Source organism: Micromonospora sp. NPDC049139, assembly GCF_055586845.1.
The window spans coordinates 218,310-234,338 of the sequence record NZ_JBVJHK010000003.1; the positions used below are offsets into that span (position 1 = coordinate 218,310).

Sequence of the window (16,029 nt, forward strand, 5' to 3'; positions counted from 1 at the left end):
CCCGCAGCGGCGGGCGGGAGGAGTCCTCAGGCCGGGACGGGGCTGAGGTCCTCCGGCCGGCGGGACCGGGCGTCGGCCTCGGCGTCCGCCGGGTCGAGCGGCGAGCGCCGGCCGGCCGAGTCGTACGCGGTCCGGTCCAGCGTGCCCTCGCGGGCCGCGACGATGGTCGGCACCAGCGCCTGACCGGCCACGTTGGTGGCGGTGCGGATCATGTCGAGGATCGGGTCGATCGCCAGCAGCAGGCCGGCGCCGGCCAGCGGCAGGCCGAGCGTGCTCAGGGTCAGCGTGAGCATCACGATCGCGCCGGTCAGGCCGGCGGTGGCAGCCGAGCCGACCACCGACACGAAGGCGATCAGCAGGTAGTCGGTGACGCCGAGGTCCACCCCGAAGACCTGGGCGACGAAGATCGCCGCGAGGGCCGGGTAGATCGCCGCGCAGCCGTCCATCTTCGTGGTCGCGCCGAACGGCACCGCGAACGAGGCGTACTCGCGGGGGACGCCGAGCCGCTCGACCGAGCGCTGGGTCACGGGCATCGTGCCCACCGAGGAACGGGAGACGAAGGCCAGCTCGATCGCGGGCCAGGCGCCGGCGAAGAAGCGCAGCGGGTTGAGCCGGCCGGCGGCCAGCAGCACCAGCGGGTAGACCACGAACAGCACGATCGCGCAGCCGACGTAGACGGCGGTGGTGAACTTCGCGAGCGGGGCCACCAGGTTCCAGCCGTACGAGGCGACGGCGTTGCCGATCAGGCCGAGCGTGCCGATCGGGGCGAGCCGGATGACCCACCAGAGCGCCTTCTGGACGATCTCCAGCAGCGCCCGGTTGAGCGCCACGAACGGCTCGGCCTTCTCGCCGACCAGCAGCGCCGCGGCGCCGATGACGAGGGCCAGGAAGACGATCTGGAGCACGTTGCCCTCGACGAACGCGCCGACCGGGTTGGTCGGCACGATGCCGGTGAGGAAGTCGGTCCAGGAGCCGGTCCTCTTCGGGGCGGCGGCGCCGGCGGTGTCCAGGGTGACGCCACGGCCGGGGTTGGTGAGTAGGCCGAGCCCGATGCCGACGGCCACGGCGACCAACGCGGTGGCGCCGAACCAGAGCAGGGTCTTCAGCGCGAGCCGGGCGGCGTTGGCCACCCCCCGCAGACTGACGACGCTGACCACGATGGCGGTGAAGACCAGCGGCGGCACGGCCAGCTTGAGGAGCTGGACGAAGAGGCCGCCGACGGTGTCGAGGGTGCTGGTGAGCCAGCTCAGGTCGTTGGCGCGGGCGAGGAAGCCGAGCGCCACGCCGAGGACGAGGCCGAGCAGGATCTGCACGGAGAAGGGGATCTTGCGCAGGGCGGAAGCCATGAGGATGTGTCCCAGGGTCTGGAGGGTCGAACGGGGCAGCGTCAGGAGAGCGGCTGCGCCGGACAGATGCCGCTGGCCTGCAGTCGGAGGTCGACATACAGGCGCACGGTGAGGTGCCAGACGTTGGTCATCGCCCGCCGAGGTTATCCCCCCGGCCGACTGACCGGAAGGATCGACTCCGGTGACGCTCCTTACAGCGAATGCTTGGAAGGGGCCCTTCCTCTACCGGAGGCGTTAACAAGGTGCCCTTCCTTACCGGCGGAGGGCGATGGTGGTGGCGGTGGCGGTGGCCCAGAGGAGCGCCACCAGGAGCAGCAGTCGCTCCAGCACCCCGACCAGGGTGCCCCGGCCCACCGCGAGCATCGCCAGGCCCACCACCCCGGCCAGCGGCAGCGCCGCCGCCGCCGCCCCGGCGGCCAGCCGGCGCAGCGACCGGTCGGCCCCGGGCGGGAAGGCGATCGCCAGCATCGCGAAGACCACCGCCGCGGTCGCGACGATGCTCGCCCCGCCGTGCACCAGGTCGGCCGCCGTGGCCCGCTCGAACGGCGGCAGCGGGCAGCCCGCGCTGCACGTCACCGCGCCCGAGACCAGGGTGCAGACGCTCCCGGCGGCGAGCAGTGCGGCCGCGAACCGCAGCCCCGCCGGCAGCGCCGCCGCGAGCAGCAGCAGCGCCGCGGCGAGGGCGAAGACCCCGATCCGGTACGCCGGGGCGTACGCGCTGTCGGTGACGCCCGCCTCGCTGACGTACCCGGTCAGGCCCGGGCCGGGACCGGCGACCACGGCGACGGTCACGGCGGTCGCGCCCGCGACGATGCAGCCGGTCGCGGCCGACGCGGCGGCGGCCCGGGACGGGGAGACGGACGGGCCCGCCCGGCGCGGCTCGGCCACGCCCGGGGCGGCGGTCGGGTCCGCCCGGCGCGGCTCAGCCACGCCCGTGCGGCGTCGTCCAGCCGGAGGTGTCGGGGCCGAGCGGGACGATGCCCGTCGGGTTGATCGCCGCGTGGGTGCCGTAGTAGTGCCGCTTGATGTGGTCGAAGTCGACCGTCTCGCCGAAGCCCGGCGTCTGGAACAGGTCCCGCGCGTACGCCCAGAGCACCGGCATCTCGGTGAGCTTCTGCCGGTTGCACTTGAAGTGCCCGTGGTACGCCACGTCGAAGCGGACCAGGGTGGTGAACAGCCGCACGTCGGCCTCGGTGATCGCGTCGCCCATCAGGTAACGCCGGCCCGCCAGCCGCTCCGACAGCGCGTCGAGCCGGGCGAACAGCGCCGTGAACGCCTCCTCGTACGCGGCCTGCGAGGTGGCGAAGCCGCAGCGGTAGACGCCGTTGTTGACGTCCCGGTGGATCTCCGCCATCAGCGCGTCCATCTCCGGGCGGAGCTCCACCGGGTAGAGGTCCGGCGTGCCCGGCTTGTGCAGGCTGCGCCACTCGGTGGAGAAGTCGAGGGTGAGCTGCGGATAGTCGTTGGTGACCACCCGCCCGGTGTGCGTGTCGACCAGGGCCGGCACGGTGACCCGCCCGGTGTAGTCGGGGTCCGTGGCCAGGTACGCCTCGGAGAGGAAGCCGATGCCGAGCACCGGGTCGAACCCGTCCGGGTCGAGGCTGAACCGCCAGCCGCGCTCGTCGCGGATCGGGTCGACCGTGCCGAGTGAGATCGCGTCCTGGAGGCCGAGCAGGTTACGGACGATCCGGGCCCGGTGCGCCCAGGGGCAGGCCCGGCACCAGATCAGTCGGTAGCGGCCCGGCTCCAGCGGCCAGCGGTCCTGGTCGTCCGGGCCGCCCCCTGCGGGAGAGGTCGAGTGGGGGGTGACCCGACCGGTGAACCGGTTGGGCTGGCGGACGAACGCGCCACCGCCGCTGGTCTCTGCGCTGAACTGGGCCCGGGCCATGCCGTCAACCTATCCGCTGGGCGCGCGGATATCCTGGCGGCCGGGCGACCCCGTGACCCGGAAAGCGCCTGCCCCCGCCCCTTCCCACCCCCCGAAGGATCGCGCTGATGACCGTGGCATACCTGGTGGCCGGTGTCCGCACCCCGATCGGCCGGTACGGCGGCGCCCTCGCCGGCGTCCGCCCCGACGACCTGGCCGCGCACGTGATCCGCGAGCTGGTCGCCCGGCACCCGTCCGTGGACTGGGCGCGGGTGGACGACGTGATCCTGGGCTGCGCCAACCAGGCCGGGGAGGACAACCGCAACGTGGCCCGGATGGCGGCGCTGCTCGGCGGGCTGCCCGAGGAGGTGCCCGGCAGCACGGTCAACCGGCTCTGCGGTTCGGGCCTCGACGCCCTGGCCACCGCCGCCCGGTCGATCGTGGCCGGCGAGGCCGACCTCGTCGTGGCCGGCGGGGTGGAGAGCATGAGCCGCGCCCCGTTCGTGATGCCGAAGGCGACGACCCCGTACTCCCGCAACGCGGAGGTGTACGACACCACCATCGGCTGGCGGCTGGTCAACCCACTGATGAAGAAGCACTGGGGCATCGACTCCATGCCGGAGACCGCGGAGAACGTCGCCGCCGAGTACGGCGTCGGCCGGGCCGAGCAGGACGAGTTCGCGTACCGGTCGCAGCAGCGGGCCGCGAAGGCGCAGGCCGACGGCCGGTTCGCCGAGGAGATCGTGCCGGTGAGCGTACCGGCGGGGCGGCGCGAGACGAAGCTCGTCGAGGTCGACGAGCACCCCCGGGAGACCTCGCTGGAGAAGCTGGCCGCGCTGCCCACCCCGTTCCGCGAGGGCGGCACGGTGACCGCCGGCAACTCCTCCGGCGTCAACGACGGCGCGGTGGCGCTGCTGGTCGCCTCCGAGGCGGCCGTGACCCGGTACAACCTGACCCCGCTGGCCCGGTTCGCCGGGGCCGCCGCGGCCGGCGTACCGCCCCGGACCATGGGCGTCGGGCCGGTGCCGGCCACCCGGAAGCTGCTCGACCGGCTCGGCGTCGGCCTCGACGCGGTCGACGTGATCGAGCTGAACGAGGCGTTCGCCGCGCAGTCCGTCGCGGTGCTGCGCGAGCTGGGCCTGCCCACCGACGCCGAGCACGTCAACCCGAACGGCGGGGCGATCGCGCTCGGGCACCCGCTCGGCGCGAGCGGCGCCCGGCTGGCCCTGACCGCGGCGCTGGAGCTGCGGCGCCGGGGCGGGCGACGGGCGCTCGCCACCATGTGCGTCGGCGTGGGGCAGGGCATCTCGCTGCTGCTGGAGTCCGCCGGCTGACCCGTCGCCGGTCGGAGAACGGCCGGCCCGTCCTGGGCCCGCCGCCCCCGCCGGCCGGAGGGGCGCGGGGCGGGCCGGTCGGCGCCCGGGTGTCCGGTCGGTGACGGACACCGGACGGGCCGACGAAGTGGGTCATGGGACCTCGCCGTGCCGGGAGTGGGCGGCCTAGAGTGGTGAGCACCACTCGATCCGCGGGTCGGCCGGTGTGGCTCCGCGTGCCCCCCACGCGCCCCGACGCCGGTTCCCTCCCGCACCGCGGCGACGACATGGGGTGCAGCAGTGCAGATGCCGGACGGACTTCCCGCCGAGATCGACCTCTCCCGGCCGAGCGCGGCCCGGGTCTACGACTACTTCCTCGGCGGGGCGCACAACTTCGAGATCGACCGGCAGCTCGCCGAGCAGATCGCCGGCATGACCCCCAACCTGGCGGCCACCATGCGCGCCGGCCGCGACTTCCTGCGCCGGGCCGTGCGTACGCTGCTGGACGCCGGGGTCGACCAGTTCCTCGACATCGGCTCCGGCATCCCGACCGTCGGCAACGTGCACGAGGTCGCCCAGACGGCCAACCCCAAGGCCCGGGTGGTCTACGTCGACATCGACCCGGTCGCGGTGGCGCACAGCCGGGAGCTGCTCGCCGGCAACGAGCTGACCGGGGTGATCCACGCCGACCTGCGCGAGCCGGAGCGGATCCTGACCGAGGCCCGTGAGCTGGCGCTGCTCGACTTCAGCCGGCCGCTGGGCATCCTGCTCGCCGGGGTGGTGCACTTCATCCCGGACGCCGACCGACCCGGCGACGTCCTGGCCACCCTGCGGGCCGCCGCCGCCCCGGGCAGCTTCCTGGTCATCTCGCACTCCACCTTCGAGGACCAGCCGCAGGAGATGCTCGACGCGCAGCGCCTCTCGGCGCGTACCGACACCGAGATCACGCTGCGCTCGCGGGCCGAGGTCACCAGCTTCTTCGGCGACTGGACGATCCTGGAGCCGGGCGTGGTGCACATGCCGCTCTGGCGTCCGGACTCGCCGTCCGACGTGGACGACCAGCCGGAGCGGTTCGGTGCCTTCGGCGGCGTCGCCCGGTACGACCAGCCCACCGCCTGAGCCCATGGGCGCCGTACCGGAGCCCGGCGGCGACGACCTCAGCCGGTCGGGCGCCCTGCGGTACGCGACCGAGTGGTCCCGGGCGGTGCGCCGGCTCGGTTTCGTGCCGCTCAGCGCGGCCGAGACCGAGCGGCTGCTGCACCTGCACACCGTCCGGCTGGCGCTGGCCGTGCTCGCCGAACCCTTCTCGGCCCTGCCGGCCGAGGAGGTCGGGCGCGCACTGGTCGAGGAGCACCTGACGGAGCCGCGGGTGCTCGACTGGTCGGTGCGGGCCCTCGGCGAGCGCTTCCTTCCCGAGGTGCTGCCCGCCCGGGCGCACCACGACGAGACGGTGGAGCGGGTCGCGGCCCTGCAGGGCGGGCTGGCCGCCGGGTTCGCCCGCGCCCTGCGCGACCGCACCTTCGCCCAGCAGGAGCGGATCGCCCGCTCGGCGTGGCAGGCGCGGGACGAGGTGGAGCAGGCCCTGCGTGACAGCGAGGCCCGGTTCCGGGCGGTCTTCGTCGGGGCGCCCACGGGCATCGGCATCGCCGGCATCGACGGTCGGATCATCGACGTCAACCAGGCGTTCGCGGACATGCTCGGCTACTCCGTCGAGGAGCTGCGGCAGATCAACGTGGCGTCGCTGTTCCACGTCGACGACGCGGCCGGGATGTGGGAGCTCTACCAGGAGCTGGTCGAGGGCAAGCACGACAGCGCCCGGGTGGAGAAGCGCTACCACCGCAAGGACGGCAGCGTGGTCTGGACCGACCTGTCCGTCTCGCTGATCCGGCACGACGACGGCCGGCCCCGGTTCACCGTCGCGATGATCGAGGACATCACCGAGCGGTACGAGCTCCAGCAGCGGCTGCGCTTCCAGGCGCTGCACGACCCGCTCACCGGCCTGCCCAACCGGACCCTGTTCTTCGAGACGCTGGGCCAGGTCTTCGAGATGGCCGACGCGGACCACCGCGTCGGGGTCTGCTTTCTCGACCTGGACGGCTTCAAGGCGGTCAACGACAGCCTCGGCCACGACCTCGGTGACCGGCTGCTGGTGGTGATCGCCCGGCGGCTCGCCGAGTGCGTCGCCGGGCGCGGCCACCTGGTCGCCCGGATGGGCGGGGACGAGTTCGTCATCCTGGTCGACGACGGCACCGGCATCGACGACGCGGTGGCCGTCGCCGAGGCGGCTCTGGCCGCCGTCTCCGCCCCGGTCCGGATCGGCGAGCACCAGCTCGCCGTCTCGGCGAGCGTCGGCATCGTCGAGTGTCCCGTCGGCGGGACGAGCGCCTCGGAGCTAATGAAGGCCGCCGACACCACGCTCTACTGGGCGAAGGCGGAGGGCCGCGGCCGGTGGGCGGTCTACGACCCGGAGCGCGGCGCCCGGGACATCGCCCGCTCCGCGCTGGCCGCCGGGCTGCCGGCGGCGCTGGACCGGGACGAGTTCGTGCTCCACTACCAGCCGATCGTGTCCCTGCTGGAGGGCTCGATGCTGGCCGTGGAGGCGCTGGTCCGCTGGCAGCACCCGGAGCTGGGGCTCATCGGGCCGGACCGGTTCATCGGGCTGGCGGAGGAGACCGGCCTGATCGTCCGCCTCGGCGAGTGGGTGCTGCGGCAGGCCTGCCGGGACGCGGAGGAGTGGCGGCGCGAGTTCCCCGCGGCCCGGCTGGTGGTCAGCGTCAACCTGGCCGCCCGGCAGGCCGACGACCCGCGGATCGTGGAGACCGTCGCCGACGCGCTGGCCTCCACCGGGCTCCCGGCCGGGCTGCTGCAACTGGAGTTGACCGAGAGCGCCGTGATGGGCACCGCGGGGGAGCCGCTGCGGTCGCTGCACCGGCTGGCCGCGCTGGGCGTACGGCTGGCGATCGACGACTTCGGCACCGGCTACTCGAACCTGGCGTACCTGCGGCGGCTGCCGATCCACTGCCTCAAGTTGGCCGGCCCGTTCGTCGAGGGGATCCGGGGCGACGGCCCGGAGGCGGCCACCGACCACCGGGACGAGCGGATCGTGGACGCGCTGGTGCGGCTGGCGCACGCGTTGGAGCTGTGGGTCACCGCGGAGGCGGTCGAGACCGGGGTGCAGGCCGAGCGGCTGCGGGCGCTGCGCTGCGACACCGGGCAGGGGCGGTACTTCGGCCCGCCGGCGCCGGCGGCGGAGATCACGGCCCGGCTGCGCGGCGGCGGGCACGGAGCCGCGGCATGAGCCTCGCCGACACCGAGGCGGCCGTCGCCGTCCTCGCCGCGCTGGCCATCCTCGCCGGGCTGGCCGGCGTGGTGGTGCCCGGCCTGCCGGCGCTGCCGCTGTGCTGGGGCGGGGTGCTGGTCTGGGCGCTCTTCGGCGGCGCCGGGCCGGGGCGCTGGGCGGTGCTCGCGGCCGCCACGGTGGTCGTCGCCGGCGGCACCGTCGTGAAGTACGCCTGGCCGGGGCGGAACCTGAAACGCACCGGGGTGCCCACCTCGTCGCTGCTCGCCGGCGGCGTGCTGGGACTGGTCGGCTTCTTCGTCGTACCGGTGGTCGGGCTGGTGCTCGGCTTCGTCGGCGGGGTGTGGGCGGCGGAGCGGCTGCGGCTGGGCGACTCCCGGCTGGCCTGGCCGGCGACGAAGCAGGCCGTGGCGGCGGCCGGCCTGTCCATGCTGGTCGAGTTCCTCGCCGGCCTGCTCGTGGCGGCGCTCTGGGTCGTCGGTCTGCTGCTGACCTGACGGCGTGGTGGTGGGGCGGCGGCGCGGGGCGGGCGTCGGGTACGGCGCAGCGCCGCACGGGTGAGAGAGAGGTGACGTGCCCCGCGCCGCCGCGGTGCCGGGGCGGTCCGAGCGCCCGGCGGTGGCCCGTCGCGATCGGGCCTGGTCACGGGCTCAAGCATGCGGCGCACGCGCCCGGACGGCAACGCAATTTGCCCGCTCGCCGGGCCGGTCGGCGGGAGCGAGCCCGGCGCACCCACCCCGGGCGGTTGCCGGGATCCGGGGCTGGGCATTGACGGTGGTCAGGTTAGCCAGTAGACCTTGGTGATGGAGGCCCGCCGATGAGGAAAGCTCCGCTCACGTTGGAACAACTGCGGGTCGCCATCGCCGAGGGCGAGATCGACACCGTGGTGCTGGCCCTGGTGGACATGCAGGGCCGGTTGCAGGGCAAGCGGTTCCACGCCCCCCACTTCCTCGACCACGTCGTCGCGCACGGCAGCGAGGGCTGCAACTACCTGCTCGCCGTGGACGTCGACATGAACACCGTCGACGGGTACGCGATGTCGAGCTGGGAACGCGGCTACGGCGACTTCGCCATGGTGCCGGACTTCGACACGCTGCGCCGGGTGCCCTGGCAGCCGGGCAGCGCGCTGCTCCTGGCGGACCTGGCCTGGCTGGACGGGTCAGGGCCGGTGGCCGCCTCGCCCCGGCAGATCCTGCGCCGTCAGCTGGACCGGATGGCGGGGCACGGGCTGACCGCGTACGCCGGCACGGAGCTGGAGTTCGTGTTGTTCCGCGACTCCTACGAGGACGCCTGGCGGCGCGGCTACCGGGAGCTGACCCCCGCCAACCAGTACAACGTGGACTACTCCCTGCTCGGCACCGCCCGCGTGGAGCCGCTGCTGCGCCGCATCCGCCGGGAGATGGCGGGGGCGGGGCTGACCCCCGAGAGCGCGAAGGGGGAGTGCAACCTGGGCCAGCACGAGATCGCCTTCCGCTACGACGAGGCGGTGGCCTGCGCCGACCACCACGTCATCTACAAGAACGGGGCGAAGGAGATCGCCGCCCAGGAGGGCATGTCGATCACCTTCATGGCCAAGCCGAACGAGCGGGAGGGCAACTCCTGCCACATCCACTTCTCCCTGCGTGACGCGGACGGCCGGTCGGCGCTGCTCGGCGACGGGCCGGCGCACCTGTCGGCGACCGGGCGGCGGGTGCTGGCCGGGCTGCTCGCCACCATGCAGGAGTTCAGCCTCCTGTTCGCCCCGAACGTCAACTCCTACAAGCGCTACCAGCCCGGGTCGTTCGCCCCGACCGCGCTGCGGTGGGGCACGGACAACCGCACCTGCGCCCTGCGGCTGGTCGGGCACGGGCAGGGCATGCGGGTGGAGAACCGGGTCCCGGGGGCGGACGTGAACCCGTACCTGGCCATCGCCGCGCTGGTCGCCGGCGCCGTGCACGGCATCGAGCGCGGACTGGAGCTGGGCGAGGAGTGCACCGGCAACGCGTACGACGACCCGGCCGCCGAGCGGGTCCCCGGCACGCTGCGTGACGCCCTCGTCCGGTGGGAGTCCTCGACGGTGGCGGGGGAGGCATTCGGTGACGAGGTGGTGGCGCACTACGCCAACCAGGCGCGGGTCGAGCTGGCCGCCTTCGACGCCGCCGTGACCGACTGGGAGCTCTTCCGTGGCTTCGAACGCCTCTGACCTCGACCGCGTGATCGACGGGAAGGGATGGGGCCCGTGACCGAGGTGGTGAACCCGACGACGGGCGAGGTGGTGGCGGTCGTGCCGTCGGCCTCGGCCGACGAGGTCGACGCGGCGATCGGGCGGGCGGACGCGGCGTACCCGCGGTGGCGGGCACTGGCGCCGGGGGACCGGGCGCGGCTGCTGCGCCGGTTCGCCGCGCTGGTGGACGCGCACCTGGAGGAGCTGGCGCGGCTGGAGGTGCGCAACTCGGGGCACACCGTCGGCAACGCGCGGTGGGAGGCGGGCAACGTCCGGGACGTGCTCGACTACTACGCGGGCGCGCCGGAGCGGCTGACCGGGCGGCAGATCCCCGTGCCGGGCGGGCTGGACGTGACATTCCACGAACCGCTCGGCGTGGTCGGGGTGATCGTGCCGTGGAACTTCCCGATGCCGATCGCCGCCTGGGGCTTCGCGCCGGCCCTCGCCGCCGGCAACACGGTGGTGCTCAAACCCGCCGAGTTGACCCCGCTGACCGCGCTGCGCCTGGCCGAGCTGGCCCGCGAGGCGGGGCTGCCCGAGGACGTGTTCACGGTGCTGCCGGGAGCCGGGTCCGTGGTGGGGGAGCGCTTCGTCACCCACCCCGCCGTCCGCAAGGTCTGCTTCACCGGCTCCACCGAGGTCGGCACCCGGATCATGGCCGGCTGTGCCGCCCAGGTGAAGCGGGTGACGCTGGAGCTGGGCGGCAAGAGCGCCAACCTGGTCTTCGCCGACGCCGACCTGGAGAAGGCGGCGGCCACCGCCCCGTACGCCGTCTTCGACAACGCCGGCCAGGACTGCTGCGCCCGGTCCCGGATCCTGGTCCAGCGGCCGGCGTACGACCGCTTCCTGGAGCTGCTCGAGCCGGCGGTGCGGGCGTTGCGAGTGGAGGACCCGGCCCGGGAGACCGCCGAGATGGGCCCGCTCATCTCCGCCGGCCAGCGGGACCGGGTCGCGGGGTACGTCGACGGGGCGACCGTCGCCTTCACCGGCTCCCGCCCCGACGGCCCCGGCTTCTGGTACGCCCCGACGGTGCTGCTCGCCGACTCCACGGCGGACCGGCACTGGCGGGAGGAGATCTTCGGCCCGGTCGTCTCGGTGCTCCCGTTCGACGACGAGGCCGACGCGGTGCGACTCGCCAACGACACCGAGTACGGCCTGTCCGGCTCGGTCTGGACCCGGGACGTGGGCCGCGCCGTCCGGGTGGCGCGGGCGGTCGAGGCGGGCAACCTCAGCGTCAACTCGCACTCCTCGGTGCGGTACTGGACCCCCTTCGGCGGGATGAAGCGCTCCGGGCTGGGCCGCGAGCTGGGCCCGGAGGCGCTGCACGCCTTCACCGACGTCAAGAACGTGTTCATCGCAACGGAGGAGTGAGGCGCGTGCAGGGTCGTCTTCAGGACCGGGTGGCCGTGGTCACCGGTGCGGGCAGCGGGATCGGGCTGGCCACCGTGCGGCGGTTCGCCGCCGAGGGGGCGCGGGTGGTCTGCGTGGACATCGACCCGGAGGCCGGCAAGCGGGCCGCCGACTCCGTGGGCGGCGAGTTCGTCGCGGCGGACGTCGCCGACGAGGCGGCCGTACGGGACCTCTTCGACGGGGTGGCCGAGCGGCACGGGCGGGTCGACATCGCGTTCAACAACGCCGGCATCTCCCCGCCGGAGGACGACTCCATCCTGGAGACCGGGCTGGACGCCTGGGAGCGGGTGCTGCGGGTCAACACCACGAGCGTCTACCTCTGCTGCAAGCACGTCATCCCGCACATGCGCCGGCAGGGCAAGGGCTCGATCGTCAACACCGCCTCGTTCGTGGCGCTGATGGGCGCGGCCACCTCGCAGATCGCGTACACGGCGAGCAAGGGCGGGGTGCTGGCGATGACCCGGGAACTGGGCGTGCAGTTCGCCCGGGAGGGCATCCGGGTCAACGCGCTCTGCCCCGGCCCGGTCGCCACCCCGCTGCTGCTGGAGCTCTTCGCCGCCGACCCGGAGCGCGCGGCCCGCCGGCTGGTGCACGTGCCGATGGGGCGGTTCGGCAGGCCGGAGGAGATCGCCGCCGCGGTGGCCTTCCTCGCCAGCGACGACGCCTCCTTCATGACCGCCGCGCAGTTCGTGGTCGACGGCGGCATCACCAGCGCGTACGTCACCCCGCTGTGAGCCCGCGCCCTCCGGATGGCGGGGGAGGTGCCGTCGAGCAGCCGACGGCCGGCCGAGCGGACGTAATCAGCGACCAGGGCGTGGCATGCGTTACGTTGCCGGCCCGTCAGGGTACTGAGCGGGGCACGGCCGGATGGATCATCGGGCCGAGGCGGGGAAGGCCGGAGCGGGAGGCTGCATGAGCTCGGCCCAGGGGGGCGTGGACGAGGGGCACCCGCCCGACCGCGTCCGGGAAGTGGAGTTTCCCCCGCTGCTCGCCGCGGCGTTCGCGGCCGGCGGCGAGATGGGCGAGCGGATGCGCGCGTTCGACTGGTCCACCACCCCGCTGGGCACCCCGGACCGCTGGCCGGCTGCGCTCTGTGCGGCGGTCGGCATGATGCTCGCCTCCAGCGCCCAGATCGTCATGTTCTGGGGCGAGGAGCAGCTCGCCTTCTACAACGACGCCTACCGGCCGACGATCGGCGGCAAGCACCCGGACGCGCTGGGCCGGCCGGCCCGCGAGCACTGGGCGGAGACCTGGGACGTGCTCGGGCCGCTGCTGGAGGGCGTCCGGCGCGGCTGCCGGTCGTACCGGGCCGAGGATCATCCCTTCCCGCTCGACCGGCACGGCTTCCTCGAGGAGACGTACTTCGACGTCTCGTACGACCCGATCCTGGGCGTCGACGGCACCGTCGACGGCATCTTCTGCATCGTCAACGAGACCACCGGCCGGGTGCTCGGCGAGCGCCGGCTGCGGCTGCTGGCGGAGCTGGGCAGCGAGTTGGCCGAGGTGGGCAGCACGGCGGAGCTGGGCCGGGCCGCCGCCGCGGTGTTCGACCGGCACCGGCCGGACGTGCCGTTCGCCCTGGTGCACCTGCCCGACGACACCGGCCGCCTCGCGCTGGCGGGGCGCAGCGGCGTCGACGCCGCGGCGGTCACCACGCCGTCCCCGGCGTCGCTCGCCGAGGTCGCCGCCGGCGGCGCCGCCACCACCGTCGCCGTGACGGACCTGCTCGCCCGGGTCCCGGCCGGCGCGGCCGAGCGGGCGCTGGTGCTGCCGGTCACCGCGGCGAACGAGACCGTCGGGACGCTAGTCGTCGGCCTCGCCCGCCGGCTGCCGCTGACCGCCGAGTACCGCGACTTCTTCGACCTGGTCGCCGCGCAGGTCTCCCGGGCGGTCGGCAAGCAGCAGGCGTACGAGCACCAGCGCGCCCGGGCCGCCGAGCTGGCTGCCCTCGACCGGGCCAAGACCAACTTCTTCGCCAACATCAGCCACGAGTTCCGCACCCCGCTGACCCTGGTGCTCGGCCCGCTGGAGGACCTGCTCGCCGACCCGGCGCTGCCCGCGGCGTACACGGACCGGCTCACCACCATGCACCGCAACGCGCTGCGGCTGCTCAAGCTCGTCAACACGGTGCTCGACTTCTCCCGGCTGGAGTCCGGTCGGCTGGCCGCCCACTACCAGCCGACCGACCTGGCGGACTACACCTCCCGGCTGGCCAGCACGTTCCGCTCGGCGGCCGATCGGGCCGGGCTGCGCCTGGTGGTCGACTGCCCGCCGCTGCCGGCACCGGTCTTCGTGGACCGGGACATGTGGGAGAAGATCGTCCTCAACCTGGTGTCGAACGCGGTGAAGTTCACCTTCGACGGGGAGATCCGGGTGCGGGTCCGCGCCGTCGACGGCACCGCCCGGCTGGAGGTCGCCGACACGGGCGTCGGCATCGTCCCCGAGGAGCTGCCGCAGGTCTTCGACCGCTTCCACCGGGCGCCGGGGGCGCGCTCGCGCACCCACGAGGGCACCGGGATCGGTCTGGCGCTGGTCCGCGAGCTGGTCGAGATGCACGGCGGCGAGGTGGCCGCCAGCAGCCGCGTGGACGAGGGCAGCACGTTCACCGTGACCGTCCCCTTCGGCACCGGGCACCTGCCGCCCGAACGGGTCGCCGACGCCGGCCCCCCGGCGCCGGTCGAGCTGGTGCGGGCCGACCTGTACGTGGCGGAGACCGCCCGCTGGGCCGACGCCGCGGGAGCCGGGGCGACCCGGGTGGCCGGGTCGGGCGCCGCCGGGCGGATCCTGGTCGCCGACGACAACGCCGACCTGCGCGAACACGTCACCCGGCTGCTCGCCCCGTCATGGGAGGTGGTCGCGGTGACCGACGGCCTGGAGGCGCTGCGGCTGGCCGTCGACGGCGCCTTCGACCTGGTGCTGACCGACGTGATGATGCCTCGGCTGGACGGCTTCGGGCTGGTCGCCGCGCTGCGTGCGGACGCGCGTACCCGGCACGTGCCGATCGTGCTGCTGTCGGCCCGCGCCGGCTCCGCCGAGGCGGTCGCCGGGCTCTCGGCCGGCGCCGACGACTACCTCACCAAGCCCTTCTCCGGCCAGGAGTTGATCGCCCGGGTCCGGGCCAACGTCGAGCTGGGCCAGCTCCGCGGCCAGATCATCCGCGGGCTACGGGCGCTGGCCGACGCCGCGGTGGCGGTCAACACCGCCCGATCCACGGCCGACGTGCTCCAGGTCGCCGCGCGGCACGCGCTCAGCCTCGCCGAGGCCGCCCGGGTGGTGGTCTCGGCGACCGGGATGCGCTTCGAGGCCGACGGCGGCGGGTCGGCCCCCGTCGAGCCGTCCTTCGTGCTGCCGCTGACCGGCACCGTCGGCGAGCAGCTCGGCGAGCTGCGGGTCTGGCGGCCGGACGGCGACGGCGCCCGCACCGACGAGGCCGCGCTCACCCAGCTCGCCCGGCTGGTCGGCGTGCGGCTGGAGAACGCCCAGCTCTACGAGGCCGAGCACCGCATCGCCACCACGCTCCAGCACAGCCTGCTGCCCCGGTCGCTGCCGCAGCTGCCGGGCGCCGTCGTCGCCAGCCGCTACCTGCCGGGCAGCGCCGACGTGGAGGTCGGCGGAGACTGGTACGACGTCGTCGCCCTGTGCGACGACGAGCTGGTGCTGGTCATCGGCGACGTGGTGGGCAAGGGCGTCCGCGCGGCGGCGGCGATGGGCCAGCTCCGCAACGCGCTGCGGGCGTACGTGCTGGAGGGGTTCGACCCGGGCGAGTCGCTGACCCGGCTCAACCGGCTGGTCGGGACGACGGAGGGCCGCTCCTTCGCCACCGTGGTCTGCCTCTGGTTCAGCCCGCGCACCGGCCGGCTGCGGTACGCCAGCGCCGGCCACCCCTCGCCGCTGCTGATCCGGGGGGACGACGTGGCGTTCCTGCACGACCGGGCGCTCGGCCCGCCCGTCGGGGCGATCCCCGACACGTCCTACCGGACGGTCGAGGGGGAACTGACCCCGGGCAGCCGGCTGCTGCTCTACACCGACGGGCTGATCGAGGACCGGCAGCTAGACATCGACGACGCGCTGGCCCGGCTCAGGCAGGACGCGGCGACGCCCGGCGAGCACGTGACCGATGTGATCGACGCCGTGGTCCGGCGGATCGCCGGGCGGCCCCTGCGCGACGACGTCGCGGTGCTGGCCCTGGAGGCGGCGGAACTCAACCGGTTCGCGCTGCGGCTGCCGACCGACCCCACCCGGCTCAGCGTGCTGCGCAAGCGGCTGGAGGACTTCCTCGTCGCGCACTCCGTCAACGAGACGGACCTGTTCGACCTGACCGTCGCCGTCTCCGAGGCGGCCGCCAACGCCATCGAGCACCCCGTCGACCCCGCGGAGCCGGCGATCGCCGTCGAGGTGGTCATCGAGGATCGCACCGTGGTGGCCACCGTGCGCGACAGCGGGCGGTGGCGGGAGTCGACCGGGTCGGGCTTCCGCGGGCGGGGGTTGTCCCTCATCAAGGCGCTGGGGGAGATGTCGGTCACGCGTACCCCCGAGGGGACGGAAGTGACGCTGCGCCGGCGGCTGGCGGACTGAGCACCCGCCCGGCGGCG

11 protein-coding genes are annotated in these 16,029 nt (G+C 74.3%); 8 read left to right on the forward strand and 3 right to left on the reverse strand.

Annotation, left to right across the window (positions count from 1 at the left end):
* Positions 1–26: 26 nt before the first annotated feature.
* The 3 genes from ACZ6Q9_RS07805 to ACZ6Q9_RS07815 form a co-directional block, all read right to left on the reverse strand.
* A complete protein-coding gene (locus ACZ6Q9_RS07805; protein WP_396828425.1) occupies positions 27–1,334 on the reverse strand; it encodes a dicarboxylate/amino acid:cation symporter in 1,308 nt (435 codons plus the stop codon).
* A gap of 264 nt (positions 1,335–1,598) precedes the next feature.
* Complete coding sequence (locus ACZ6Q9_RS07810; protein WP_393451745.1) at positions 1,599–2,276, reverse strand: DUF998 domain-containing protein; 678 nt, start codon at positions 2,274–2,276, stop codon at positions 1,599–1,601.
* Complete coding sequence (locus ACZ6Q9_RS07815; RefSeq protein WP_396828261.1) at positions 2,269–3,234, reverse strand: glutathione S-transferase family protein; 966 nt, start codon at positions 3,232–3,234, stop codon at positions 2,269–2,271. Before ACZ6Q9_RS07815 ends, ACZ6Q9_RS07810 begins: the two co-directional genes overlap by 8 nt.
* 107 nt (positions 3,235–3,341) lie before the next feature.
* On the opposite strand from ACZ6Q9_RS07815, the gene pcaF reads away from it, so the two are divergent.
* The 8 genes from pcaF (at position 3,342) to ACZ6Q9_RS07855 (ending at position 16,012) form a co-directional block, all read left to right on the forward strand.
* Positions 3,342–4,547 carry a 3-oxoadipyl-CoA thiolase gene (pcaF, locus tag ACZ6Q9_RS07820; RefSeq protein ID WP_393266652.1) on the forward strand — a complete coding sequence of 402 codons (1,206 nt, stop codon included), beginning with the start codon at positions 3,342–3,344 and terminating at the stop codon, positions 4,545–4,547.
* 279 nt (positions 4,548–4,826) lie between these two features.
* On the forward strand, positions 4,827–5,645 hold the full coding sequence (locus ACZ6Q9_RS07825) for an SAM-dependent methyltransferase (RefSeq protein WP_396828259.1): 819 nt from the start codon (positions 4,827–4,829) through the stop codon (positions 5,643–5,645).
* A 4-nt stretch (positions 5,646–5,649) separates the two neighbouring features.
* Positions 5,650–7,824 (forward strand): putative bifunctional diguanylate cyclase/phosphodiesterase, encoded by a 2,175-nt coding sequence (locus tag ACZ6Q9_RS07830; protein ID WP_393266648.1) that lies wholly within the window; start codon positions 5,650–5,652, stop codon positions 7,822–7,824.
* Positions 7,821–8,321, forward strand: coding sequence for a DUF456 domain-containing protein (locus ACZ6Q9_RS07835; RefSeq protein WP_393266645.1), 501 nt, complete (start codon positions 7,821–7,823; stop codon positions 8,319–8,321). Before ACZ6Q9_RS07830 ends, ACZ6Q9_RS07835 begins: the two co-directional genes overlap by 4 nt.
* A gap of 320 nt (positions 8,322–8,641) precedes the next feature.
* A complete protein-coding gene (locus ACZ6Q9_RS07840; protein WP_396828256.1) occupies positions 8,642–10,006 on the forward strand; it encodes a glutamine synthetase family protein in 1,365 nt (454 codons plus the stop codon).
* Between the two features lie 36 nt (positions 10,007–10,042).
* Complete coding sequence (locus ACZ6Q9_RS07845; protein WP_466021395.1) at positions 10,043–11,398, forward strand: aldehyde dehydrogenase family protein; 1,356 nt, start codon at positions 10,043–10,045, stop codon at positions 11,396–11,398.
* Positions 11,399–11,403: 5 nt separating this feature from the next.
* Positions 11,404–12,171, forward strand: a complete 768-nt coding sequence (locus ACZ6Q9_RS07850) for a 3-oxoacyl-ACP reductase (protein WP_396828252.1) — start codon at positions 11,404–11,406, stop codon at positions 12,169–12,171.
* A gap of 178 nt (positions 12,172–12,349) precedes the next feature.
* Positions 12,350–16,012, forward strand: coding sequence for a SpoIIE family protein phosphatase (locus ACZ6Q9_RS07855; RefSeq protein WP_396828250.1), 3,663 nt, complete (start codon positions 12,350–12,352; stop codon positions 16,010–16,012).
* Positions 16,013–16,029 lie beyond the last annotated feature (17 nt).

Coding starts and splice junctions, on each gene's coding strand:
- ACZ6Q9_RS07815 (WP_396828261.1), bottom strand. CDS start 3,234: ATGGCCCGGGCCCAGTTCAGCGCAGAGACCAGCGGCGGTGGCGCGTTC.
- ACZ6Q9_RS07840 (WP_396828256.1), top strand. CDS start 8,642: ATGAGGAAAGCTCCGCTCACGTTGGAACAACTGCGGGTCGCCATCGCC.
- ACZ6Q9_RS07855 (WP_396828250.1), top strand. CDS start 12,350: ATGAGCTCGGCCCAGGGGGGCGTGGACGAGGGGCACCCGCCCGACCGC.
- pcaF (WP_393266652.1), top strand. CDS start 3,342: ATGACCGTGGCATACCTGGTGGCCGGTGTCCGCACCCCGATCGGCCGG.
- ACZ6Q9_RS07830 (WP_393266648.1), top strand. CDS start 5,650: ATGGGCGCCGTACCGGAGCCCGGCGGCGACGACCTCAGCCGGTCGGGC.
- ACZ6Q9_RS07835 (WP_393266645.1), top strand. CDS start 7,821: ATGAGCCTCGCCGACACCGAGGCGGCCGTCGCCGTCCTCGCCGCGCTG.